21 protein-coding genes are annotated in these 23,455 nt (G+C 40.0%); 13 read left to right on the forward strand and 8 right to left on the reverse strand.

All coding sequences use genetic code 11. From position 1 onward, the window contains the following. The first annotated feature begins 15 nt into the window (after nucleotides 1–15). On the forward strand, nucleotides 16–3,357 hold the full coding sequence (locus tag ACTHN6_RS12650; protein WP_440436130.1) for a VCBS repeat-containing protein: 3,342 nt from the start codon (nucleotides 16–18) through the stop codon (nucleotides 3,355–3,357). A 19-nt stretch (nucleotides 3,358–3,376) separates the two neighbouring features. Here the strand turns inward: ACTHN6_RS12650 and ACTHN6_RS12655 are convergent, their stop codons facing one another. From ACTHN6_RS12655 to ACTHN6_RS12665, 3 genes are all read right to left on the reverse strand, one after another. After that, the gene (locus ACTHN6_RS12655) at nucleotides 3,377–4,486 is read right to left on the reverse strand and encodes a hypothetical protein (protein ID WP_440436131.1); all 1,110 of its coding nucleotides are present in this window, start codon (nucleotides 4,484–4,486) and stop codon (nucleotides 3,377–3,379) included. Nucleotides 4,487–4,531: 45 nt separating this feature from the next. Beyond that, the gene (locus ACTHN6_RS12660; RefSeq protein WP_440436132.1) at nucleotides 4,532–5,635 is read right to left on the reverse strand and encodes a Gfo/Idh/MocA family protein; all 1,104 of its coding nucleotides are present in this window, start codon (nucleotides 5,633–5,635) and stop codon (nucleotides 4,532–4,534) included. A 64-nt stretch (nucleotides 5,636–5,699) separates the two neighbouring features. Then, on the reverse strand, nucleotides 5,700–6,014 hold the full coding sequence (locus ACTHN6_RS12665; protein WP_440436133.1) for a hypothetical protein: 315 nt from the start codon (nucleotides 6,012–6,014) through the stop codon (nucleotides 5,700–5,702). A 70-nt stretch (nucleotides 6,015–6,084) separates the two neighbouring features. On the opposite strand from ACTHN6_RS12665, the gene rpoN reads away from it, so the two are divergent. Together rpoN and ACTHN6_RS12675 are read left to right on the forward strand one after the other, a co-directional pair. Continuing rightward, nucleotides 6,085–7,575 carry an RNA polymerase factor sigma-54 gene (gene rpoN / locus ACTHN6_RS12670; protein WP_440436134.1) on the forward strand — a complete coding sequence of 497 codons (1,491 nt, stop codon included), beginning with the start codon at nucleotides 6,085–6,087 and terminating at the stop codon, nucleotides 7,573–7,575. 29 nt (nucleotides 7,576–7,604) lie between these two features. Next, a complete protein-coding gene (locus tag ACTHN6_RS12675) occupies nucleotides 7,605–8,267 on the forward strand; it encodes a hypothetical protein (protein ID WP_440436135.1) in 663 nt (220 codons plus the stop codon). 93 nt (nucleotides 8,268–8,360) lie between these two features. Here ACTHN6_RS12675 and ACTHN6_RS12680 read toward each other — a convergent pair whose 3' ends face one another. Together ACTHN6_RS12680 and ACTHN6_RS12685 are read right to left on the reverse strand one after the other, a co-directional pair. Continuing rightward, nucleotides 8,361–9,125, reverse strand: coding sequence for a CPBP family glutamic-type intramembrane protease (locus ACTHN6_RS12680; RefSeq protein ID WP_440436136.1), 765 nt, complete (start codon nucleotides 9,123–9,125; stop codon nucleotides 8,361–8,363). A 5-nt stretch (nucleotides 9,126–9,130) separates the two neighbouring features. After that, nucleotides 9,131–9,715 (reverse strand): hypothetical protein, encoded by a 585-nt coding sequence (locus ACTHN6_RS12685; protein WP_440436137.1) that lies wholly within the window; start codon nucleotides 9,713–9,715, stop codon nucleotides 9,131–9,133. Between the two features lie 146 nt (nucleotides 9,716–9,861). On the opposite strand from ACTHN6_RS12685, the gene ACTHN6_RS12690 reads away from it, so the two are divergent. Together ACTHN6_RS12690 and ACTHN6_RS12695 are read left to right on the forward strand one after the other, a co-directional pair. After that, the gene (locus tag ACTHN6_RS12690) at nucleotides 9,862–10,515 is read left to right on the forward strand and encodes a DUF1361 domain-containing protein (protein WP_440436138.1); all 654 of its coding nucleotides are present in this window, start codon (nucleotides 9,862–9,864) and stop codon (nucleotides 10,513–10,515) included. Nucleotides 10,516–10,553: 38 nt separating this feature from the next. Beyond that, nucleotides 10,554–10,799, forward strand: coding sequence for a hypothetical protein (locus ACTHN6_RS12695; protein WP_440436139.1), 246 nt, complete (start codon nucleotides 10,554–10,556; stop codon nucleotides 10,797–10,799). 10 nt (nucleotides 10,800–10,809) lie between these two features. Here ACTHN6_RS12695 and meaB read toward each other — a convergent pair whose 3' ends face one another. Then, nucleotides 10,810–11,715 (reverse strand): methylmalonyl Co-A mutase-associated GTPase MeaB, encoded by a 906-nt coding sequence (gene meaB, locus ACTHN6_RS12700; protein WP_440436140.1) that lies wholly within the window; start codon nucleotides 11,713–11,715, stop codon nucleotides 10,810–10,812. A 95-nt stretch (nucleotides 11,716–11,810) separates the two neighbouring features. Between meaB and ACTHN6_RS12705 the strand changes: the two genes are divergently transcribed. The 6 genes from ACTHN6_RS12705 to ACTHN6_RS12730 all read left to right on the forward strand — a co-directional run bounded on the left by ACTHN6_RS12705 (nucleotide 11,811) and on the right by ACTHN6_RS12730 (nucleotide 17,340). Next, nucleotides 11,811–12,458 carry an LON peptidase substrate-binding domain-containing protein gene (locus ACTHN6_RS12705; protein WP_440436141.1) on the forward strand — a complete coding sequence of 216 codons (648 nt, stop codon included), beginning with the start codon at nucleotides 11,811–11,813 and terminating at the stop codon, nucleotides 12,456–12,458. Between the two features lie 5 nt (nucleotides 12,459–12,463). After that, nucleotides 12,464–13,189 carry a type III pantothenate kinase gene (locus ACTHN6_RS12710; protein WP_440436142.1) on the forward strand — a complete coding sequence of 242 codons (726 nt, stop codon included), beginning with the start codon at nucleotides 12,464–12,466 and terminating at the stop codon, nucleotides 13,187–13,189. Continuing rightward, nucleotides 13,182–14,573 (forward strand): hypothetical protein, encoded by a 1,392-nt coding sequence (locus ACTHN6_RS12715; protein ID WP_440436143.1) that lies wholly within the window; start codon nucleotides 13,182–13,184, stop codon nucleotides 14,571–14,573. The genes ACTHN6_RS12710 and ACTHN6_RS12715 overlap by 8 nt, the downstream gene beginning before the upstream one ends. Before the next feature lie 19 nt (nucleotides 14,574–14,592). Beyond that, nucleotides 14,593–15,135, forward strand: a complete 543-nt coding sequence (lptC, locus tag ACTHN6_RS12720) for an LPS export ABC transporter periplasmic protein LptC (RefSeq protein ID WP_440436144.1) — start codon at nucleotides 14,593–14,595, stop codon at nucleotides 15,133–15,135. 115 nt (nucleotides 15,136–15,250) lie between these two features. Then, on the forward strand, nucleotides 15,251–16,060 hold the full coding sequence (gene murQ / locus ACTHN6_RS12725; protein WP_440436145.1) for an N-acetylmuramic acid 6-phosphate etherase: 810 nt from the start codon (nucleotides 15,251–15,253) through the stop codon (nucleotides 16,058–16,060). Between the two features lie 50 nt (nucleotides 16,061–16,110). After that, nucleotides 16,111–17,340: a T9SS type A sorting domain-containing protein gene (locus ACTHN6_RS12730; RefSeq protein ID WP_440436146.1), complete on the forward strand. Its 1,230-nt coding sequence runs from the start codon at nucleotides 16,111–16,113 to the stop codon at nucleotides 17,338–17,340. 225 nt (nucleotides 17,341–17,565) lie between these two features. Here ACTHN6_RS12730 and dnaK read toward each other — a convergent pair whose 3' ends face one another. Together dnaK and rho are read right to left on the reverse strand one after the other, a co-directional pair. Next, nucleotides 17,566–19,488 carry a molecular chaperone DnaK gene (dnaK, locus tag ACTHN6_RS12735; RefSeq protein ID WP_440436147.1) on the reverse strand — a complete coding sequence of 641 codons (1,923 nt, stop codon included), beginning with the start codon at nucleotides 19,486–19,488 and terminating at the stop codon, nucleotides 17,566–17,568. Nucleotides 19,489–19,675: 187 nt separating this feature from the next. Next, nucleotides 19,676–21,358 (reverse strand): transcription termination factor Rho, encoded by a 1,683-nt coding sequence (rho, locus tag ACTHN6_RS12740; protein WP_440436148.1) that lies wholly within the window; start codon nucleotides 21,356–21,358, stop codon nucleotides 19,676–19,678. Between the two features lie 326 nt (nucleotides 21,359–21,684). Between rho and ACTHN6_RS12745 the strand changes: the two genes are divergently transcribed. Both ACTHN6_RS12745 and ACTHN6_RS12750 read left to right on the forward strand, forming a co-directional pair. After that, complete coding sequence (locus tag ACTHN6_RS12745) at nucleotides 21,685–22,725, forward strand: sensor histidine kinase (RefSeq protein ID WP_440436149.1); 1,041 nt, start codon at nucleotides 21,685–21,687, stop codon at nucleotides 22,723–22,725. Continuing rightward, nucleotides 22,725–23,429 carry a LytR/AlgR family response regulator transcription factor gene (locus ACTHN6_RS12750; RefSeq protein WP_440436150.1) on the forward strand — a complete coding sequence of 235 codons (705 nt, stop codon included), beginning with the start codon at nucleotides 22,725–22,727 and terminating at the stop codon, nucleotides 23,427–23,429. Before ACTHN6_RS12745 ends, ACTHN6_RS12750 begins: the two co-directional genes overlap by 1 nt. Nucleotides 23,430–23,455 lie beyond the last annotated feature (26 nt).

Consider the following 23,455-nt stretch of genomic DNA (forward strand, 5'->3'; position numbering starts at 1 on the left):
ATTAATTAATATTGTATGAAATATAGCAATGTTATTTTCTATTTAATAGTCTCCTGTATCATGCTTAGCTGCAAAGCAAAAAAACAAAAACAGCTATTTACTTTTTTGCCTTCAACCCAAACAGGTATAACATTCACTAATGCTATTGATGAAACAAAAATAGCAGGCGAAGCCCTGAATGAATTTGCCTACATGGGTGGCGGCGTTGGCGTTTTAGATGTAAACAACGACGGCTTAAAAGATCTCTTCTTTTGTGGCAACCAGGTTAGCAGCAAGCTCTATCTGAATAAAGGCAATAATAAATTTGAAGATATAACTGCAGGTGCAGGCGTTGCTACCAAAGACTGGATTACGGGCGTAAGCATTGTTGATATTAATGCCGATGGTTACGATGATTTTTATCTATGCACGTATAGCAATAATTCAAATGCACGTGCCCGCAATTTGCTGTTCATCAATCAAAAAAATAATACGTTTAAAGAAGAAGCCTTTGAATATGGTTTGGCTGATACAAGTTATTCAACACAGGCTGCTTTTTTTGATTATGATAAAGATGGCGATCTCGATATGTATTTATCCAATTACATGTTGAACGCATCGTATTCAGCTAATTATTTATTTCAGAAAAACATCACCGGCAATTCTCCTGCAAACGACAGGCTTTATAAAAATGATGGCAATAAAAACGGGCATCCGGTATTCAAAGATGCGTCAATGGAAGCGGGCATAAAAGAAGATGGTTATGGCCTTAGCGTTTCTGTTTGCGACTTCAATATGGATGGCTGGCCTGATGTTTTTGTAAGCAATGATTTTGTTTCGAATGATAACTTATGGCTCAATAATAAAAACGGCATATTTACCAATGCGCTTGATGCAGCCACCAAACACCAGAGCTATAGCAGCATGGGCAGCGATGCTGCAGATATAAACAATGATAACCAATTTGATTTTGCATCGGTTGATATGATGCCGGAAGACAATTACCGCAAAAAGCAAACTTTCTTTTTCATGAATTATGACCGTTACCAGCAGGAAAGAGAAATGGGATATGCGCCGGAGTTTTCGCGCAATATGCTGCAATTAAATAATGGCAACTATTACAAAGGTGATACGCTGTTTCCTTTTTTCAGTGAAATTGGACAACTGGCAGGCATAAGCGAAACAGACTGGAGCTGGAGCATCCTCTTTGCAGATTTTGATAACGATGGTTATAAAGACCTGCATATAACCAATGGCATTGGCAGGGATTTTATAAATGCCGATTTTATTTCCTTCAGTCAAACAAATGATAACAATATCAGTGGTGTACAGTCAAGACAAATATTAAAAGATAAGCTGGTTGCACTCAATCATGTAGCGCTTCCCAATTATTTATTTCGCAATAACGGCGATTATACTTTTTCAAACATAACAGATTCATCAGGTATCAAACAAAATTCGCTATCAAACGGCGCTGCTTACGTTGATCTTGATAATGATGGCGATCTGGACCTGGTTATAAACAATATTAATAAAGAAGCATACATTTTAATTAATAATGAAAATCAGCCGGGCAAGCCAACAACAAATCACAGTGTAAGTTTCATATTAAAAGGCGATAGCTTAAACACAAATGGTTTTGGCGCTAAACTTTTTGTTTATTCAAACGGTACAGCGCAGGTGCAGGAACAATATCCGGTTCGTGGCTATTTATCTTCTGTTGATACTAAGCTTTTATTTGGCATGGCAAACAATGCAAAAGCAGATTCAGTTATTGTTATATGGCCGAATAATAAAAAACAGGTATTGCAAAACATAAATACAGATTCCACTTATACTTTATATCAAAAAAACGCAAACGAAACATGGCAGCCATCTTCCGATATCAATCCATCTTTTTTAATTGATGTTACGGCTGCTGTAAATGCGGCATATAAACATAGCGATTATATATTTAATGATTTTGCAGAACAACAGTTATTGCCGCAAAAATATTCTCAGTCAGGGCCATTTATTTCCACAGGCGATATAGATAACGATGGCAATGCAGATTTTTATATTGGCGGCGGGTTCAATTCAAATGGAAAAGTTTTTACGCAAACAAAGGAGGGCGCTTTTAATGGAAAAGATTTCACACAAGGTTCCAGGTTTGAAGAAGATGCAGCCAGTGCATTGTTTGATGCTGACAACGATGGCGATCTTGATTTATTGATAACTTATGGAGACGTTCGTTTCAATGATACATCCATATATTATCAGCCGCGTTTATACCTGAATGATGGCAAAGGAAACTTTTCCTTAAGTACAAACGCGATTCCATCGCATGTAAGGACTATTGCAGGCTGTGTTGCCATTGCAGATTATGATGGCGATGGTGATAAGGATGTATTTATCGGTGGGCGTGTTTCCAAACAATATCCATTACCACCCAATAGTTATTTGCTGCAAAACAATAAAGGCATTTTCACAGATGTAACGAATAAAGTTTGCCCTGCTTTATCAAAGGCCGGCATGATAACCGCTGCGCAATGGGCAGATTATGACAACGATAAACATCCTGATCTAATTATCGCAGGTGAATATATGCCGGTACGATTCTTCAAAAATAATGGTGCAACTTTTACTGAAGCGACTGCATCAACAGGCTTGCAGCACATGGATGGATTATGGCGCAGCCTTGTTGCAGCGGATGTTGATGGCGATGGCGATATAGATTTTATCGCCGGCAATTTAGGAGCTAATTGCAACTACCAGGCGTCAGCAGCATATCCCGTGAAATTATATGCTGATGATATTGATAAAAACGGAAGCATTGACCCCGTATTATTTTACTATATAAAAGATGCAGATGGAAAAAGAAAATTATATCCATCCATTAATAAAAGCCAACTGGCAATGCAGGTGCCCTTGATAAATAAACAATTTGCAACCAATAAAGATTTTGCAACAGCAACTGCTGATAAAATTTTTGGCAACAGTAAAAGCCTGCGGGTTTTAACGTGCGATGAAACCCGCAGTTGCTGGATAGAGAATAAAGGCAGCGGCAAATTTGAAATGCATGCATTGCCTGCTGAAGCCCAGTTTGCCCCGGTAAACGCCATTGTTTGTGCTGATATGGATGGCGACGGTATTAAAGATATTTTACTCGCCGGCAATGAATATCAAACAGAAGTTGCAACAGGAAGATATGATGCCTCGTATGGCTGTTTTTTAAAAGGAGAGGATAAAAAACAATTTAAAGCAATTTCACCTGTTGTATCAGGTTTTAAAATTGACGGCGATGTAAAAGACATGAAGATGATAACAACGGCAACTAATGAAAAGCTTATTCTTGTTGCAGTAAATGATGATTACTTAAGGGTATTTAAAATTAAATAAAGTTTACAATAAACAGGCATCACACCGTTGAATAATAACCTGACACATCACTGAGCTTCCACCTATGTGTAGCCTTAATACCTTGTAAATCTATATTCCCTTCCACTGCATATAAAACATAACTGTCTGTTGCATCGGATGGAATATCCTGTGCCAGTATAAAATGATGATTGTTTGGATTAGAGCCGGGTTTTATATTGATAATGTCGCCTTTTTTTGCATTGGTTATATCACCTTTTTTATCTCCAAAGCCCTGCGGTCCTGCATTCCAGCTGCCCTTACCGGTTATACTACGTATTGCCCAAACGGTGAAAATGCCGCACCACGACCAGTCTGCGGTTTTATCATTTGCAAACTTGTTGGCTGCTTTAATGCCTGCCAGTTTCGATTTTTTAAGATCTGTTTCTTTCGGGTCATCTGCAGGAACGCCTTCAGTATTTCTTGTTCTTTTAAATTGATCCGGGCCATTAAATTCTTCCTGCGCCACTTCATAAAAACGCGCTATCCGCTCCCAGCCGAATTTTGAACCATCACCACGGTCAACTGCCACCACAGTGCCTGCCTGCGATGACGCAAGGTCTACTATAGCTTGCCGCTTTGCATCATCACCTGCGTTATCTTTAATAGATTCTTTGTAAGTTTTTTCAGCCTCCAATACAGCGCCTGCATCATTCCTGTCAATTGTCTTCCAATCCTGTGTTTTTCCCTTCGGGTCAAAACCGTTTTCCAGCATGGCGCTAAGAGAATCTTTATACTTGCCGGTTACAGCCGTAACTGCACTTTTTTCCTTTTTAAACTTGCCGCTTTTATCGTTTATATAGTCATATTGCCAGGCAACGATAGCCAGCGTCAGAGGCGATATATCTTCAGCCTCATTGCTGGCAGGTCTTGATGTAGTAACCTGCATGGGTACATCCAGGAATAAAGAAAGCAGGTAACGTTCGTTGGAAAACTGGTTAAGGTTTTTGATGTTCGATTTATTGGCTTCGTCCATATTTATCATGCTGAGATAGTTTACAGACTCCACCGCATCCGGTTGGCGCTGGATGACATTTCTGGGCGCAAAAAAACTTGTATTAACTGCAGGAGCAGCAGTAGCGGTTTGCTTTTCAGCATACATTTTTGCCATAGAAAATTACAGGTTAGCGATTATAGTCAATTTAAAATACGGCAGCTACACCAGCGAAACCGGCTTGCCGCTTGCTGCAGAGGCGTAGATTGCCTGGAAAATGCGCACATCCCGCAACCCTTCTTCACCGGGCACAAGCATGGGTTTGTTTTGTATGATGGAGAGCGCATCATCATCCATTTGATTCGCCTGCTGCCAGGGAACATCATAAGGATGATTAATCTCTCCCAAAGCACTTGAGCCTTTTACACCATTATAAGCAGAATATGGTGCCATTTTTATAACGCCTTTATCACAGGTTATGTCAAGAAAATTTACATTCTCTCCAAACGTTGCTTTTATATCAGCCATTACGCCACCGGGAAATTCAAGCTGTGCCACCATCGTTTCATCCAGCCCGTTTTTATAAATATCCGGCCTTGTGGTAGAAGCCTTTGCGGAAATGACTGATACAGGTTCCATATTCGTTCCCAACCTTGCACCTTGTATGGCATAAACACCCATGTCTGGCATTACCCCGCCACCCATTTCCTTTTTTTGCTTCCAGTGATTGGTGCGTGTTTCATAATAGCCTGCAGCACAATTAAGCTTCTTTACTTTGCCTAATAAATTATTTTGCACTATACGCCTGTATTCTTTTGTATTGGGTTCATGCTGCAAGCGGTAACCAATGGCCAGTTTTACCTTGTTTTTATTGCAGGCATCTATCATGCTTTTACATTCTTCGGCAGTAACAGCCATAGGTTTTTCACACCATACATGCTTGCCTGTACCGGCTGCCTTAATTACATATTCCGCATGCATTGATGGCGGTAACACAATATATATTACATCAATGTCAGGATTATTGGCAATATCTCCAATTGTTTCATAATTATAAATGTTCTTATCAGGAATATTATATTTTGCTTTCCAGGCTTCAGCCTTTGAAGGTGTGCCGGTAACTATGCCGGCGAGATAACAATATTTTGTTTGCTGCAAAGCAGGTGCAAGCAAATCGGTGCTGTAATACCCAAGCCCCACCAGCGCCACACCGAGCTTCTCTTTTTTTCTGCCTGTGGCTGATAACAGTACGTTAGGCGAGAAGGCTATTGCACCGCCCATAATGCCTAAAGTTTTCAATACAGTTCTGCGGGATGATGTTAGCATACGTTAGATTTTTATAAAGTTAACAAAGAGCGTTAAACGTTTTGATTATTTGGGGGAGACCTGTTTAAAACTTACCTGTTTTTCCCTCCAGCCTGTCGCAGTATTCAACGGAACCGATACGGAATTTTACCGGGAAGCCAACAGCTTTTTGAACCTGCAATTCCTTATTGCAGAAAAACGGTAATTGCTTTGCATAAAAGTTGCCCGGCAATTGTTTTGGCAGAGGCGGTTGCTTTACCAAAAATATAAATTGCCGCATTACTGCAAGCGAATCTATATTCCGCCTCGCTGAATCGTTTGCTGGTTGCGCCTGCAATGCAGAAACAGCAAACAGGAATTTAACAGTAAATGCAATGAATGTTTTATTTTTCGAAAGCATATTTGCGCTAAATTAAGTATTGTAATTACTTTGCATTGCTAAAATCAGATTAAACTTTACCCGCAGAAGCATGGCATTAAGTCAATCATTACAACAGAAATTATTACAAAGGTTATCGCCGCAGCAAATTCAGTTGATGAAGCTGCTGCAAATACCCACTGCAAATCTCGATGAAAGGATTAAAGAGGAGCTGGAAGAAAACCCGGCGCTGGAAGTGGGAGAAGAAGGCCGTGAAGAAGGTTTTGAGGAACATGAACATAACAATGATGAATTTGAACAGAATAATGATGAAGAATATGATGGCAGTGAAGAGGAATATGGTAATATCGATATTTCAGAATATGTGAATGACGGCGATGATGAGATTGCCGATTACAAACTGCGTGATGATAATTACGGCGATAATGAAGAACAAAAAACAGTTCCGTTAAGGGTTGAAACAACGTTGCATGACGTGTTGGCCGACCAGTTGGGCATGTTATCGCTTGATGAAAGAAAATTAAAAATTGCCGAGCAGATTGTAGGCAGTATAGATGATGATGGTTACCTGCGCCGCGAACTATCTTCCGTTGTTGATGACCTTGCTTTCAGGCAAAATATAGATTCTGACGAGGCCGAAATTGAAAGCCTCATAAAACTAATACAGCAATTTGACCCGCCCGGCGTGTGCGCCAGGAACTTGCAGGAATGCTTAATGCTGCAGTTGCTTCGCCAACAGGCCGACGGCCGCGATGTTACCCTGTCAATGCAGGTGATTGAGAAATACTTTGACGAGTTTACCAAAAAGCATTACGAAAAAATTCAGCGTGGGCTTGGTATTTCAGATGAAGAACTGAAGGAAGTTATCAATCTCATATTGAAATTAAATCCAAGGCCTGGCGGTAATGTGGGTGAAATAAACAAAGCCGAAAGCTATATTATCCCCGACTTTTTTATTATAAACAATGCGGGCAAACTGGAGCTTACACTCAATTCAAAAAATGCCCCGGACTTACGCATAAGCGAAGGCTATCGTGATATGCTGAAAGAATACGACCGCGGCAGCAAAAAAGATAAGCGGCAGAAGGAAGCGGTAATGTTTATCAAACAAAAAATTGATTCGGCTAAATGGTTTATTGATATGATAAAGCAGCGGCAAAATACTTTGCTGAGCACCATGGGCGCTATCATGCATTATCAGAAAGACTTTTTTCTTACCGGCGATGAAACAACACTTAAGCCGATGATCTTAAAAGATATTGCAGAGATTACGGGGCTTGATATCTCTACCGTAAGCCGTGTGGCCAACAGCAAATTTGTGCAAACAGAGTTTGGCACTTACAGGCTTAAATTTTTCTTCAGCGAATCTTTAAGCACCGATAGCGGTGAAGAGGTAAGCACAAGAGAAGTAAAGAAAATATTGAGTGACTTGGTGGAAGCGGAAAGCAAAAAGAAGCCATTGAGTGATGAACGCTTAACGGAATTACTGCAGGAAAAAGGTTACAATATTGCAAGGCGCACAGTGGCCAAATACCGTGAACAATTAAATATTCCCGTTGCACGTTTGCGCAAAGAATTATAGTAAACAGTTTTAAAATTTTAATGGCATATATGGTTGATCAAGGTCTGGATTATAACGAATTGTATCGATCATCTGCATTAAAAATTCCCGCAAAAATTATTTCTTATGTTTTGCACCCACTGTTTATTCCTAGTTATATTTTCTTTTGGCTCACACAGCGTTTTCCCATTCAGTTTAATGATTTAACCACGGCGGGTTTAACCTTAAAAACAGTTAGCGTTTTTTTAAATGCAAGTTTTTTCCCGGCATTTGCCGTGTTCCTTTTATGGCGGCTGAAATTTATTGAAAGCATCTTCCTGCGCACACAAAAAGACCGCATTATCCCTTATATCATTACTATGATATTTTACTGGTGGCTTTGGTATTTAAGCAGAAATTTTACTGATCAGCCCGATGTATTAAAATCCTTTTATTTCGGCATTTTTCTCAATACCGTTTTTGGACTTGTTATCAATAATTTCATCAAAATAAGCATGCATGCAATGGGCGCCGGCACCATGCTTGCATTTTTAATTTTAACCTGTGCACGGTATCAGATTTTTTTAGGTGCAGATATTATGATTGCTACTTTTTTGTGTGGCCTTATTTGCACTGCACGCCTGCTGCTTAACCAGCATTCTTCCGCAGAAATTTATGCAGGATTAATTGTGGGGGCGCTCGCCCAGTTGCTGGGCTTGTGGATTGCGTTGTGAAAATAGCCGCAAGCTACACGCTGCAAGCGTCAAAACTTTAACCCGGCTTATTTTTCCAGGCTTGTAGCTTAAAGCGTGAAACTTGCAGCTTTCTTATAAATGTCCATGCCTGTACAAATCAAACAATACAGCAATAAGATTAAAAACAAAATGGAACACAACACCATACCATAGCGTGCCGAAACGCCGGCGCATAACGCCGGTTAAAATACCAAAAGGTACCAGCCAGAACAATGAGATAAAACTAAGATGCATCATACCAAACACAAAACCGGTAACAATTATAACAAGCCGTTCATTTAAAAAAGTGCTGAGATAATTATATAATACGCCGCGAAAAGCAAGCTCTTCAATTATGGCAGGATTGAGTGCAATAGAATAGATCATGATAAGCGCCGGCATGCTGTAAGCGCTGTAAAGATGATAATACGTTATATCCGTCCTGAAAAATGAATAGTTCATTTTGGTAACAATAATGTTCACTACAAACGATGCTGCTGCAGCAAATGAGATGCAACCGGTTAATCTTATTATATTAAAATTATTAAACCTGAGCAAAGGCTTAATGGCATCATAGTTTTTATATACATGAAATAAAGTAAAGCCTGCAAGAAATATTTCAACCCAAAACAAACGGCTGTAAATATTAAACCAGCTTGTAAACTGCACCAGCAGGCAAACAAACAAATACACAATAAAGAAAATAAATGCTGACCTTAAATCCCGGTTATTGAAAATTGTAACAGGCGTATTATCTGTGCCGAGATAAGCGCCGCAATTATAACAAAAGCGATGATGGGGTTTTACGCTGCTGTTGCAGGCTTTGCAACAGGTATCACTGGCTTTGGGCGATATCATTTTATTTACAATTCTTCTTTAATTAAATTAATGCGGTATGCGCCCTGCAGCCCTCTTAATATTACTATTAATAAAGCAAGGCAAATTAAAATGCCGGTTATGCCGCGTAATGTTATAACGGAAATTGTAAGGCTCCTGAAGATATTAATTGTTGAAAAAGCAATAAGCGTTATAAAAGATGTAAGCAATGCCGGAAAAGGGCTTTTGCGGCTCCAGAAAGCCAGCGAAAAGAATAAGCCGGAAAATAATAATGCCATTAATACAACAATATATTTCTGGTTGCTTTCAGCAAAAATGAAAAACAGGCCCAGCGATAAAAATGAAGCAATAACATACAAAACCACCCTTGCAGCCAATACCGCGTTTTCTGCTTTGAGCAAGGCTGTTTTGCGTTGCTCCATACGTTGTTTATAACTATTGCTGGCTGGCTTGTTTTGTAAAGGATAACCACAATTAGTGCAATACGAAAATTCAGTTTCATTTACATAGCTGCAATGGTAACAAATTAAAGCTGCAGGGTTTGCCTTTGCCGATTGTGGCTGCAAGGCACCAACCTGCTTAATGTATAATATGTTTTCTTCAGAAAGCACGTATATATAACGAATCTAAATCAAAAAAATATTTGTATTACCAAAGGATAAAAACCTGCTATAACAATTCATTTTTAAAAAAAAGTGAAAGCGGTAATATCTAATTAAACTGTGGCCAACTTTGTGTTCTAATTTTAAAAAAAATTATGAGCTCCGCTAAGTTGCCTTACTTTGAAAGGGTGATGATGTTTGCATCATTTTTTTCATTTGGCTTACTGTTTTACCGCTGTCTTTTTTCATTATCCCTTAATTATACTTTTTTCCTCTGGAACCTGTTAATTGCCTTTGTGCCATACGTAATAAGCAAGCAGCTTTTAAAATGTAAAACTTTAAATGCACGGGCATTTTCACTTCTCATTTTATGGCTATTATTCTTTCCATCGTGCATTTATCTTTTTACCGACATGCTGCAAATGCGTAAAACCAATTTTCCGCTGGTGTACGACGTATGTATGTTCTTATCATTTGCCGTTACAGGCATACTCCCGGGGCTAATGTCGTTAAGAAAAGTAGAAATCTTTTTAAGCAATCATCTTCCTGCATTCCTAGTAAGGCTTTCCATATTATTGTTTATCTTTTTAAGCAGCTACAATATAGTTTTAGCAAGGTTCCTGCATTTCAGAAGCTGGAATATAGCCGCCGATTTCAGAAAAATGTTCCATGCAGCCGAAGAAGATTTTTTAGCTCCTCAAAGCAATCTGCATGCATGGCTTACTATACTAACGCTGGTATTTTTAATAGATCTTATTTATGCCGGTTTTAAACACTTAAACCGTTTTGAACGGATTAGGTTAATGTAGCCCGGGCTTCGTATCTTTGAAGCCGAAATAAGTGGATCATGAAGAAGCTGGCTTTTATTTTTATCATCGCTTTATTATTTTTATTGCAGGCAAATACAGCCGGTGCCCAATGTTCAATTTGTACAAAAACCGCTTCCCAATTAGGAGAAAAACAGGGCAAGGGTTTAAATGGTGGCATTATTTATTTAATGTTTACACCACTTACCATTGCCGGCTTTCTGGGTTATCGCTGGTGGCGCAGTGAAAAGGCGCTTAAAGAGGGCGAAGCCGGAGAGAACAATTAATCTTTTCCATTCATTTCCCGAATGTTTCTGCAAACCGGTAAAGGCTAAAGTTTTTATCTGCTGATAATCTTTCTATTTCCGAAGCGAGTTTTTTTATATCAATATCGCTCATTCTTTTTTGTTCTATCAGTTTATAAACTTTTTCTGCCTGCATCATAAAACTTTTAAGTTTTTCTGTTTCAGTTTGCTGATGCTTAATAATCGTTTCCAACAATTCTTTAATACCCTTTTTTTCTGTGGCAATTGTTTTAAGCACCGGCGCTTTTTTTTTCTTCTCGTGTAAATAAAGCGGCAGCATTGCCCTCAGGTTTTTTACAAAACGATCGGCTTCCGGCCTGTCGGCTTTATTTATAACAAATATGTCGGCAATCTCCATCAGCCCGGCTTTCATATTCTGAATTTCATCGCCTGCTTCAGGCACCAGTACTACCACAGAAGTATCGGCAAGCCGTGCTATTTCTGTTTCTACCTGGCCTGCGCCAACGGTCTCAATTATAATAATATCAAACGGTGCCGCCTTCAGCACATCTGTTATTTCAATTATTTTTGGATGAAGGCCATGCATGCTGCCACGGCTTGCCAGCGAGCGTATATAAACGTTTGGATTATTATACCATTCATTCATTCTTATCCTGTCGCCAAGCAAGGCGCCTTGTGTGAAAGGTGAAGAAGGATCAATGCATAACACAGCAACCCTGTTATTGTTTACAGCAAATTCATTGATGAGGCAATCAACAATTGTACTTTTTCCTGCACCGGGCGGGCCGGTAATGCCGATTATTTTTTTAGTGGAAAAAGGCAGCAGCTTTAAAAAATCTTCATATCCTGCAAATTCATTTTCAATTAACGAAATAGCACGGGCAAGCGCTTTAACATTCTTGTTTTGTATTTCCTGCAATAAATTATTCCACTGCATTATAGGTACCCGTTTATAATCAGCTTTAAAGATTTATCAAAAATAAGCCGATTGTTTTCGAAGTATGGCTCAATGTTTATTTTTGCCTTTACGTTATGACGAATTTTATTCCAATATTTCCTCTTGAAATTGTAGTTTACCCGGGCGAACATCTTAACCTGCATATTTTTGAAGAAAGGTATAAGCAACTGATAGCCGAATGTTTTAAAGAAAAAAAAATGTTTGGCATTCCGCCTGTTTTAAAAAACAAAATTGCTGAAACAGGCACTTTGGTGAGGGTTACTGAAATTGTAAAGCAATATGCGGATGGAAAGATGGATGTAAAGACTGAAGGCGTGAGCGTATTCAGGGTGCTTGAAGTAATTAACTCCATACCGGCCAAACTGTATAGCGGCGCTATTGTAAAGCATCTGCCAAATGATGAAGATGGTATAAGCCGGTACACGCATACAATAATTGATGGTTTGCGGGAACTGCATCGTCTTTTAAACATCCAGAAAGATTTTAATAAACCGGATGAAATATTAAAAAGCTATGACATTGCGCACCATGCGGCGCTTTCGCTGGAAGAAGAGTATGAACTTTTATGCTTATTGCGCGAAGACCAGCGGATGGAATATTTACGCCGTCATCTGCAAAAAACAATTCCCGTAGTGGCCGGCATAGAAACCCTGAAAAAGAAGATTCAGTTGAACGGGCATTTTAAAGAATTAAAAGGATTTGATTTTAATTTCGGTAAATAGTAATCATGAAAACTACGCTCTGCTTCGATTTTGGTAATACGCGCCTTAAATGTGCTGTTTTCAATAATAAGGAAATACAAAAAGTAATAACACTTGAAGATGACAGCGTAGCATCGGTAGAAAAAATTATTGCCGAAGAAAAGCCTAAGCAATCTATTTTATCATCGGTTATCAATCATAACCCTGAAATAGAAATTCTGCTCGAAGCAAAAACAAAATTTCATAAGCTCAGCGAAAAATCAAAACTGCCTTTTACCATACCGGTGGGCAAGCCGGAAACAGTTGGCGCAGACAGGCTGGCGCTGGTTGCTGCCGCCGTTTATTTTTATCCCAAACAACACAATCTTATTATTGGTTTAGGTTCCTGTATTACCTACAATTTTGTAAATAAGCTGCACGAGTTTTTAGGCGGCGCTATTTCACCGGGGCTAAACATGCGTTTTAAAGCCATGAACCAGTTTACGGCAAAACTGCCGCTCGAAACCCCCAACTCAAATTTTCCGCTTGTGGGTTACGACACAAAGACCAATTTGCACAGTGGTGCAATCCTGGGCATGGCTAAAGAAATGGATGGATTTATTGACGAGTACAACCTTAGGTACAGTAACTTTAACGTGCATTTAACCGGAGGTGATATGAGCTTTTTTGTGCCTCTTATCAAAAACAAGATATTTGCAAACCCTCATTTAATCTTTAATGGTTTGTATGCACTTAGTGAAACCAATGGCTAAATATTTTTTTTTCTGTGTTCTTTTGATATTGATTTGCAGTACTTCGTTTAGCCAGGAAAATTCTCCATTTTCCAGGTATGGAATCGGAGATGTTTATCCGCAGCAAAATATTGCTGCCAGGGGCATGGGAGGCCTGGGTGCCACTGTTTCAAACTCGCAATTCATTAATACTATAAACCCGGCCAGCTATGGTTCCCTGGGACTTGTTACGTATGATTTCGCTTTAACTGTTGACAGCCGTTCCCTGTTAAGCAAAACGCCGGCAAACAAATACAAGTCAGTTAATTTTATTCCTTCCTACATAACCTTAGGCATGCCTTTAACAAAGCCAGGCAACATAAATGGCGCAGCGCTTGTTTTTGGGTTAAGGCCGGCCACCAGAATAAATTATAGCATTGAAGAAAGTAGCCGTATTAGTTATGACAGCCTTGGTATTACCGACAGCCTGCAGACCCTGCACGAAGGGAATGGCGGGTTAAACCAGGTTTTTTTGGGAATTGGCAAAACATGGAAGAATAAGAAAAATCCCAATAATAGTTTCAGTCTTGGATTTAATGCCGGTTATGAATGGGGCACCAAGTTTATAAGCAATAAAGTTAGTTTCCCTTCTGACAGTTCTTACCAAACCTGGTATAATTCCAACTCAACCGATTCCACGCATTTCTGGGGATTATTTCTCAATCCAGGCTTTATGGCAAGTTTTACCATAGGTGAAAAAACAGACCCCATTTCCAAACTAAAAAATTCCTATGTACTTACGGTTGGCGCTTCGGGAACTTTAGAGCAAAAACTGGACGCTTCACGGGACCTTACAAGCGAAACTTTTTATTATAAAGACGACGGCGATATAGTGGCTGTTGACAGCGTCTACAGGGTGGGCACAGAGCATGGCAACATAACACTGCCCATGAGTTTTAACGGCGGGTTAATGTTGAGCAATATGCTCTCCAACGGGCCATTCAGCGTAAAAAAATGGGGTATTGGCGTAGAATATAATTTTGCACAATGGTCAAAATACCGCGATTATGGCCAGCCCGATAAATTAAATAATAGCTGGTTTATCCGTGGCGGTATAGAGTTTTCTCCAAACCCGCTTACCGGCAAAGGCATCTTTTCAAACGGTATTTACAGGTTTGGATATTATAATGGCAAGGATTATATAAATGCTGACGGCAGTGGCTATAAAACACAGGCATTTTCACTGGGTTATTCTTTCAACTTAAGAAAATATCATTCTTACGACAGGCAGTTTACCATGATAAACACGGCGCTTGAATTTGGAAAAAGAGGCAGCACTGTTAATAATGTAACAGAAAACTTTTTCAAAATTTCTGTAGGCTTATCTTTAAGCGATATTTGGTTCATCAAGCGGAAGTATGATTAATAAATTGCTTTATATAAAGATGTTTAAAGCAGCCCTTATTACCGGCTGCTTTTTTTTATATAGCTGCCATAACGATTACCAGCAGGTGCAGGACCTTGCCAAAAAAACAATACCTACAGATAAGGCAACAAATGTTACAACCTATTTTAGCCAGGGCGGTATTACAAAAGCAAAGCTTACCACTCCTTTAATGACAATGGCACAGGGGGATACGCCTAAAACAGAATTTCCCAAAACGCTTCATGTGGATTTTTATGACAGCGTGAAACTGCAAAGCAAGCTGTTTGCAAAATATGGGCTGTATTATCCCAATAAACATTTAGTGTTTTTAAGAGACAGCGTGGTTGTATTTAATGTGCAGGGAGATACTTTGCGCAGCGAAGAGTTATGGTGGGACCAGGATAAGGAGATAATTTATACTACCCTGCCCGTGCATATACGCAAGCCCGATGAAAAGCTTGATGGTGATAGCATGACGGCTGATCAGAATTTTAATCATTACACCATCTTCAATGCAAGAGGGCCGATTAATGTGCCGGATAGTACGCTTCCTGCAAATTAAAATCCTGCTTAGCATTCATTGTTATGGATGTTTTTACAGATAATAACAGCATCTCAAAAAGAAGTGCAAAACTCACAGGGCAATAAAATTTTATTTCTTTAATACATTTGCATTAATGCTTACTACTGAACAATCGTCACATTACAGGCATCTTGAAGATATGCCGGTAAAAGAAATAATTACGCATATAAACGAAGAAGATAAAACGGTTGCCTTTGCTGTTGAAAAAGCTTTGCCCCAAATTGAAAAGCTGATAGAAGCGGCTGCAGATAGAATGCTTGCAGGCGGAAGGCTGTTTTATGTAGGCGCCGGCACCAGCGGCAGGCTCGGCATTTTAGACGCCAGCGAATGCCCGCCCACTTATGGTGTTCCTTATGACCTGGTGCAGGGGCTGATTGCCGGAGGTTACAGTGCCATTGTTCGTGCAGCGGAATTTGCTGAAGACGACCGCGAACAGGGCTGGCTTGACCTGCAGGAAAAAAATATTTCTGACAGGGATTTTGTAGTGGGAATAGCCGCCAGCGGCACAACGCCCTACGTTATCGGCGCTTTGGATCATTGCCGCGAACATGCTATTGAAACGGGTTGTATAACCTGCAACGCCGGTTCACCGCTGGCCGCTGCAGCCGATTACCCGGTTGAAGTAATTACCGGGCCTGAATTCGTAACCGGCAGCACGCGCATGAAAGCAGGCACCGCACAAAAAATGGTGCTGAATATGATTTCTACCACGATAATGATACAACTGGGCCGCGTGGAAGATAACAGCATGGTAAACATGCAGCTTAACAATGAAAAACTTATTGACCGCGGCGTAAAAATGCTGATGCAGCAGGCAAATATTGCCGACTATTCCGAAGCAAAAAATTTATTGGTAAAACAGGGAAGTGTAAAAAAAGCCGTGCAATCCATTCATAAAAGCTGATTGTTTTATTTCAGTTTTATAAGTAATTTTCAATTTGAAAATCATTTATTATGAAATCATCTTTACCCCTTGCATTATTAGCCTTTACACTGCTTTTCACTTTAAATGCTTCAACGCAATCAAAAAAATTCTTTGCAGTTACAGGTGAACAGTTTGGCAGCACTAACTGGATTGCTTTTCGCCAGGCTGATCTAAATACAAAAACTACCAGGACTGTTTACATACCAGCCGCAGCGAACGAAGCTGTTTATGATGCCGCATCAGGTGCACAAATTATAAACGTTGATGCTAAAGCCGAAACCATATCCACGTTGCAAAACTGCGGATGCATCAACAGCAGGATGGTAGCGGCAATTGCTTATGATGCAAAAAACAACAGGTTATATTATGCGCAAATGCTGGGCAACCAACTGCGCTATCTTGATTTAAACAGCACTACGCCGAAAGCCTACTCAGTAACCACGCAGTTGCTGAAAAACTTTAAGAATGCAGCCGGCGAAGCCTCTGTAATTACAAGAATGGTGATTGCATCAGATGGCAACGGGTATGCTCTAACAAATGATAATGAGCACCTCATACGTTTCTCAACAGGAAAGCAAACAAAGATTACAGATTTGGGAAGATTGCTGGATGCCCCGGCAAACGGAGATAAATCGGTAAGAACCCAGTTTACAAGCTGGGGCGGCGATATGATTGCAGATGCGAATGGCAACCTTTATCTTTTTACTATGACGCGCCAGGTTTATAAGATCAATCCGGATACAAGGCTTGCTACTTTTCTTGGTGAGATAAAAAACATTCCCGAAGAGTATAATATAAATGCCGCAATGGTTGAAGATGCAGAGAATATTATCGTGGGCAGTTCCACCAAAACAACCGGTTATTACAAAGTAAACCTTATTACATTGCAGGCTGCTATTATAAATACAACAGAACAGGTATATAACGTTTCAGATTTTGCCAATGCCAATTTTGCTTTTGATAACAGAACGGATGCCATAGCAAAAACGCTTGAAACAAGCACGGTAAGCACCTATCCCAATCCCGTAACCACAGGACGACTGCAAATACAGTTCAGCAATTTTAAAAACGGTAAATACATAATAATGCTCAGTGAGACAAGTGGTAAAACAATATTAAAAAAAGAGGTAAAAATCACAGGCACTCAAACGGAAAACATTTCAGTGGCATCAGCAGCAGCCAGTGCTTACCTCCTAAGTGTAATTACTGCAAACGGTGAAACCGTTTATAGCAATAAAATTATTGTAAGCAAAGATTAGCGGTTCCCGCTACCTGATAGAAAATCCCGGTAGAAATATATGCCGGGATTTTCTATTTTATCCCTTGCTTTAGCACAGCAAGTTGTAAACATTTTGATATAACACACCTTATTTAATATCATAACATTCATTAACTGCTTAAAATGAAAAGCCTCCGCAATTGCGGAGGCTTTTTTTATAATTCTTTAATCTGTCAACCCTTGATCCGGGATTGAGACAAATTATTTATTTTACTTCTTCAAATTCTGCGTCGGTAACATTTTCACCTCCCTGCTGCTGGCCAGTTCCGTTATCGGATGCGCCTGCATTTGGCTGGGCACCTGCATCGGCTGTTGGTGCGCCGGCTTGTTGTGCTTTATACAGTTCCTCACTGGCTGCAGTCCATGCCTGGTTCAGTTCATTCATCGCGGTATCAACAGCGGCAACATCCTGGCTCTTATGCGCTTCTTTTAATTTATTCAAAGCAGCTTCAATAGGCGCTTTTTTATCAGCCGGCACTTTATCACCAAATTCCTTTAATTGTTTTTCTGTCTGGAAAACAAGGCTGTCTGCCTGGTTCAATTTGTCGATCTTTTCACGGGCTGCCTTATCTTCAGCTTCGTGTGCCCTGGCATCGGTCTTCATCTTTTCAATTTCTTCCTTGCTTAATCCGCTTCCGGCTTCAATGCGAATCTTCTGCTCTTTGCCGGTGCCTTTATCTTTTGCACTCACGTGAATCAAACCGTTCGCATCAATATCAAATGTTACTTCAATCTGCGGAATACCCCTTGGTGCAGGCGGAATGCCATCAAGATTGAATACACCCAGGCTCTTGTTATCTTTCGCCAAACTTCTTTCACCCTGCAAAATATGTATCTGCACGCCGGGCTGGTTATCGCTGGCGGTAGAGAACACTTCTGTTTTCTTTGTAGGAATGGTTGTGTTGGAAGGAATCATTGGCGTTAATACACCACCCAAAGTTTCAATTCCAAGTGTAAGCGGCGTTACATCTAGTAACAGTACATCTTTCACTTCACCGGTTAAAACGGCACCCTGGATACCTGCACCAATTGCTACCACTTCATCAGGGTTTACACCTTTATGCGGTTTTTTTCCGAAGAATTTTTCTACAATTTCCTGCACTTTAGGGATACGGGTAGAACCACCAACCAGGATCACCTCATCAATTTGAGAAGCATTGTAACCCGCATCTTTTAATGCCTGCTCGCAAGGCTTTAAACATCTTGCAAATAAATTATCGGCGAGCTGTTCAAATTTTGCGCGGGATAATTTTGTAACAAGGTGTTTCGGCACACCATCAACTGCAGTAATATAAGGCAGGTTTATTTCTGTTTCTGATGAAGAAGACAATTCGATTTTTGCTTTTTCAGCAGCTTCTTTTAAACGCTGTAAGGCCATGGGATCTTTGCGGAGATCAATAGCTTCCTGCTTTTTGAATTCATCAGCCAGCCAATCCATGATCACTTTATCAAAGTCATCACCGCCAAGATGCGTATCACCATTAGTTGATTTTACTTCAAAAACGCCATCACCCAAATCCAGTACAGATATATCGAATGTACCACCACCAAGGTCAAACACGGCTATTTTCTGATCAGCGTGTTTCTTTTCCAAACCATAAGCCAATGCTGCGGCAGTGGGTTCATTTACAATCCTGCGCACATTTAAACCAGCAATTTCGCCAGCTTCTTTAGTAGCCTGCCTTTGTGCATCATTGAAATAAGCAGGTACTGTAATTACGGCTTCATTTACTTCCTGGCCAAGATAGTCTTCTGCTGTTTTCTTCATCTTCTGAAGAATCATGGCAGAAATTTCCTGCGGTGTATATAAGCGGCCATCAATATCTATGCGTATTGTATCATTTTCACCACGAACTATTTTGTAACTCCAGTGGCTGATTTCTTCTTTTACTTCATCGTAGCGACGGCCCATAAAACGCTTCACACTCATAATAGTGTTTTGCGGGTTTGTTATGGCCTGCCTCTTGGCAGGATCACCTACCTTACGTTCACCGTTTTTTAAAAAAGCAACAACGGAAGGCGTAGTACGGCGGCCTTCATCGTTGGCAATAACAACCGGTTCGTTACCTTCCATAACTGAAACGCAGCTATTAGTTGTACCTAAGTCAATCCCTATTATTTTTCCCATATTAATTGATTAATTCTTTAAGATTTAAGTTATTACCCATTTGCTCAATCATTATGCCATGGCCGCAAAAGGTGTAAAAATGGCAGATGTTATGATAATATGAATAAAAGACAATCAAATAAGGATCAGCAAAATAAAAGAGGTTGTCCATAGCCGGGCAACCTCTTTTATTATTATAAAACAAATCTTATCCGTTCATGCTTGCAAGAAATTCTTCATTACTTTTTGTGCCGCGCATGCGTTTCAATAGCTCTGTCATGGCTTCTTCAGTATTCATATCATTGATATAAAGGCGAAGAATATTCATACGTTGAAGTACATCCCTGTCGAGCAACAGATCATCACGGCGGGTGGATGAGGCCACAAGATCAATAGCCGGGTAAATGCGCCTGTTTGCCAATCTCCTGTCAAGCTGCAATTCCATATTGCCGGTGCCTTTAAATTCTTCAAAGATCACTTCGTCCATTTTACTGCCGGTATCAATTAACGCAGTTGCAAGAATGGTTAAAGAACCGCCATTTTCAATTTTACGGGCAGCGCCAAAAAACTGTTTGGGTTTTTGCATGGCATTAGCTTCAACGCCACCACTCAGCACTTTACCGCTGGCCGGGGCCACCGTATTGTGAGCACGGGCGAGGCGGGTAATGCTGTCAAGCAGAATCACCACATCATGGCCGCATTCAACAAGCCGTTTTGCTTTTTGCAAAGCGATAGTAGAAACCTTAACGTGCTTTTCTGCAGGCTCGTCAAAAGTGGAGGCAATTACTTCAGCCCTTACGCTGCGCTCCATATCGGTAACTTCTTCAGGGCGTTCATCTACCAGTACCACCATTAAATAACATTCAGGATGGTTGGCTGCAATGGCATTAGCCACGGCTTTCAACAACATGGTTTTACCTGTTTTGGGCTGCGCTACAATTAAGCCACGCTGGCCTTTACCAATTGGCGTAAACAAGTCAATAATACGTGTTGAATAATCAGAGGGAGAAGTAAAAAGGTTCAGCTTTTCATAAGGAAAAAGCGGTGTAAGATAATCGAAAGGCACCCTGTCCCTTACCTCATCCGGGCTTTTTGCATTAATGGTTTCAACCTTTAATAAAGCAAAATATTTTTCACCCTCTTTTGGCGGGCGCACAGCGCCAAAAACGGTATCACCGGTTTTAAGGCCGAATAATTTTATTTGTGAAGGCGAAACATAAATATCATCCGGAGAAGAAAGATAATTATAGTCGCTGCTTCGTAAAAAGCCATAACCATCGGGCATCATTTCTAAAACGCCTTCAGCCTGTATAATACCATCGAACTCTATGTTAAATGCGGGCTCTTTGCGGCCCGGGCTTGAAGGCTTTGCAACAGGTTCAGCAATTTCAACTTCATCAGGATAAACTATAGGTTCGTCATCACCGAGCATGCTTAATAAATTGGCGCCCATTTGGGTGAGGGCATCATCGCTATCAACATAATCTTCAGCTGATACAGCAGCTTCTTCTTCCTCCGGCTGCTCCTCCTTTTTAGGTTCAGAGGCGGCCTTAAGCTTTACGCGGGCCCGCTTGGGCTTGTCTTCTTTTGCATCATCTTTTGAGGCTTTTTCCTTTGAAGAATGTTTTGTTTCTTTTGCAGGTTTTTGCACTGTATCTGTCATTACTTCTGCTTCTTCTGTAGTGTTTGCGGTGCTTGCTTTTACCGTACGTTTACGTTTGGGCTTTTCTGCGGTTGCAGTAGCTGCTGCCGGCGTTAATGCCTGTTTATCAAGGATGCGGTAAATAAGGTCCTGCTTGTTTAGCTTTCCAGCATCAGCAATGTCAAGGTGCTCAGCGATGTCGAGAAGCTCTGGCACCAGCATGTCGTTCAATTGGAGAATGTCGTACATAAAAAATAATAATCCTTATGGAATAATGTAATTTCTCAAAACTTTTTTGAAACGGTTTGGAAGAAATTTTTTGGTTAAAAAGAAAACAGGCGAGTGTGATTTTTTGATTGGACTATGTGCTGTTTCCGGCTGCAATGTTACAGAAAAAATTGAAATGAAATAAATTTTTTGAAGCTTTTAACTAACGCTTTCGTACTTGTAAACCTTTCCCATAATTATCCCACACCCTTTCGTTTTTACAAGTTTTCATCTATGTAAAATTTGTTTTTGTCGCAATCTTTCCTCTTTCAGCCATTGTTAGGTTTTTTCTTAAGTACTTTGACAAAATGAAGTATAATTTTTTAAGAAAAAAATGGGTGGTGGCCTTATTGCATGCTGTTTGCTGGGTCATACTCTTTTCTTTCCCATTTTTCTTAAAGGCTACCTATAAAAGAGACCGTCGCCCTCCGCAACCCGATGATGCATCCCTCTTCTATTTTTATTTTTTAAGCAGCGGTATCTGGGCCGGCCTCTTTTACCTGAACGCTTACATGTTTTTACCATTTTTGTTACGCACAAAAAAAGTGTGGCAGTTTATTTCGCTGCATGTTCTTGCACTGGCCGCAGTATACTTTTTGCATTCCCTTTATTTTTCATTGTTCGTGCACCATGTGCCTTTTAAAGCAGAAAATTTTTTCATTTATAATATATTCACCTACTTCTTTATTATTGCAAGCAGCACGGCTTATTTTTTCCTGCTCGAAAGGCAACAGTCAATAAAACGGTCACAGGAAAAAGAAACGGAAAACCTTAAAACAGAATTACTGTTTTTACGGTCGCAGGTTAGCCCGCACTTTATGTTTAATGTGCTGAATAATATGGTGGCACTGGCGCGTAAAAAATCTGATCTGCTGGAACATTCGCTCATAAAACTTTCATCGCTCATGCGCTATATGCTTTATGAAACAGATGAGCAGAAGGTGCCGCTTGAAAAAGAAGTGGAATATATTCAAAGTTATATCGACCTTCAGCAACAACGGTTTGGCAAAAACGTAAAAGTGCAATCTTCTTTTAATGAAATAGGCGCTAGCAACGAAATAGAGCCTATGCTTTTAATTCCATTTGTTGAAAATGCATTTAAACACGGTACTGGTATTATAGAAGATGCTGTTATAAAAGTTGAATTGAAAGTTGAAAATGGCATTCTTCAGTTTATTGTTAGCAATAAATATAACGATGCGCTGAACGCGATAAAAGATAAAGATTCCGGTATAGGGTTAAATAACGTGCAAAGAAGGCTAAATTTATTGTATGGCCGCAATCATGCCCTGCTCATTAATAAAAAAGATGGGTGGTTTACTGTTTCGCTTCAAATAAATTTACATTAATGTTGAAATGTGTAGCAATAGACGATGAACCGCTGGCGCTGGAATTACTTGAAGATAATATAAGCAAGGTGCCTTTTCTTAAACTGGTTACTGCCTGCAATAACCCGCTTGAGGCCATGCAGCTATTGCAGCGGGAAGAAATTGATCTCATTTTTCTTGATATACAAATGCCGGGCTTAACAGGTTTACAGTTTATTAAAACAATTACGGCCAAACCCATGTTTATACTTATTACGGCGTATGAAAAATATGCCCTGGAGGGTTACGAGCTTGATGTGGTTGATTATCTTGTGAAACCGGTATCGCTCGACAGGTTTATTAAAGCCTGTAATAAAGCCTGGGAACTGCACCAGCTTAAAACAAAAAAACAGGCCGGGTTTGAGGCGCCGCCTTATTTCTTTATTAATGCAGATTACAGCCTTGTAAAAGTAATTTTTACTGATATTATGTGGATTGAAGGGTTGAAAGATTATCTCAAAATCCATCTTAAAAGCTCATCAAAACCGCTCGTTGCCCGCATTACAATGAAAGCTATAGAAGAGCAGTTGCCCGCTTCCATGTTTATACGCGTTCAAAAATCATTTATTGTTTCCAAAGACTATATCACATCCATACGCAAAAACAGTGTTTTTATAAATGATATGGAGATACCTGTTGGCGATAGTTATAAGGATGCAGTGGCCGAATTAACAGGCAAACATTAACAATAAATTCACCTTCCTTTTGCATT

The organism is Parafilimonas sp., assembly GCF_051953455.1.
Taxonomy (GTDB): domain Bacteria; phylum Bacteroidota; class Bacteroidia; order Chitinophagales; family Chitinophagaceae; genus Parafilimonas.

Coding starts and splice junctions, on each gene's coding strand:
- ACTHN6_RS12650 (WP_440436130.1), top strand. CDS start 16: ATGAAATATAGCAATGTTATTTTCTATTTAATAGTCTCCTGTATCATG.
- ACTHN6_RS12655 (WP_440436131.1), bottom strand. CDS start 4,486: ATGGCAAAAATGTATGCTGAAAAGCAAACCGCTACTGCTGCTCCTGCA.
- ACTHN6_RS12660 (WP_440436132.1), bottom strand. CDS start 5,635: ATGCTAACATCATCCCGCAGAACTGTATTGAAAACTTTAGGCATTATG.
- ACTHN6_RS12665 (WP_440436133.1), bottom strand. CDS start 6,014: ATGCTTTCGAAAAATAAAACATTCATTGCATTTACTGTTAAATTCCTG.
- rpoN (WP_440436134.1), top strand. CDS start 6,085: ATGGCATTAAGTCAATCATTACAACAGAAATTATTACAAAGGTTATCG.
- ACTHN6_RS12675 (WP_440436135.1), top strand. CDS start 7,605: ATGGTTGATCAAGGTCTGGATTATAACGAATTGTATCGATCATCTGCA.
- ACTHN6_RS12680 (WP_440436136.1), bottom strand. CDS start 9,125: ATGATATCGCCCAAAGCCAGTGATACCTGTTGCAAAGCCTGCAACAGC.
- ACTHN6_RS12690 (WP_440436138.1), top strand. CDS start 9,862: ATGAGCTCCGCTAAGTTGCCTTACTTTGAAAGGGTGATGATGTTTGCA.
- ACTHN6_RS12695 (WP_440436139.1), top strand. CDS start 10,554: ATGAAGAAGCTGGCTTTTATTTTTATCATCGCTTTATTATTTTTATTG.
- meaB (WP_440436140.1), bottom strand. CDS start 11,715: ATGCAGTGGAATAATTTATTGCAGGAAATACAAAACAAGAATGTTAAA.
- ACTHN6_RS12705 (WP_440436141.1), top strand. CDS start 11,811: ATGACGAATTTTATTCCAATATTTCCTCTTGAAATTGTAGTTTACCCG.
- ACTHN6_RS12710 (WP_440436142.1), top strand. CDS start 12,464: ATGAAAACTACGCTCTGCTTCGATTTTGGTAATACGCGCCTTAAATGT.
- ACTHN6_RS12715 (WP_440436143.1), top strand. CDS start 13,182: ATGGCTAAATATTTTTTTTTCTGTGTTCTTTTGATATTGATTTGCAGT.
- lptC (WP_440436144.1), top strand. CDS start 14,593: ATGTTTAAAGCAGCCCTTATTACCGGCTGCTTTTTTTTATATAGCTGC.
- murQ (WP_440436145.1), top strand. CDS start 15,251: ATGCTTACTACTGAACAATCGTCACATTACAGGCATCTTGAAGATATG.
- ACTHN6_RS12730 (WP_440436146.1), top strand. CDS start 16,111: ATGAAATCATCTTTACCCCTTGCATTATTAGCCTTTACACTGCTTTTC.
- dnaK (WP_440436147.1), bottom strand. CDS start 19,488: ATGGGAAAAATAATAGGGATTGACTTAGGTACAACTAATAGCTGCGTT.
- rho (WP_440436148.1), bottom strand. CDS start 21,358: ATGTACGACATTCTCCAATTGAACGACATGCTGGTGCCAGAGCTTCTC.
- ACTHN6_RS12745 (WP_440436149.1), top strand. CDS start 21,685: ATGAAGTATAATTTTTTAAGAAAAAAATGGGTGGTGGCCTTATTGCAT.
- ACTHN6_RS12750 (WP_440436150.1), top strand. CDS start 22,725: ATGTTGAAATGTGTAGCAATAGACGATGAACCGCTGGCGCTGGAATTA.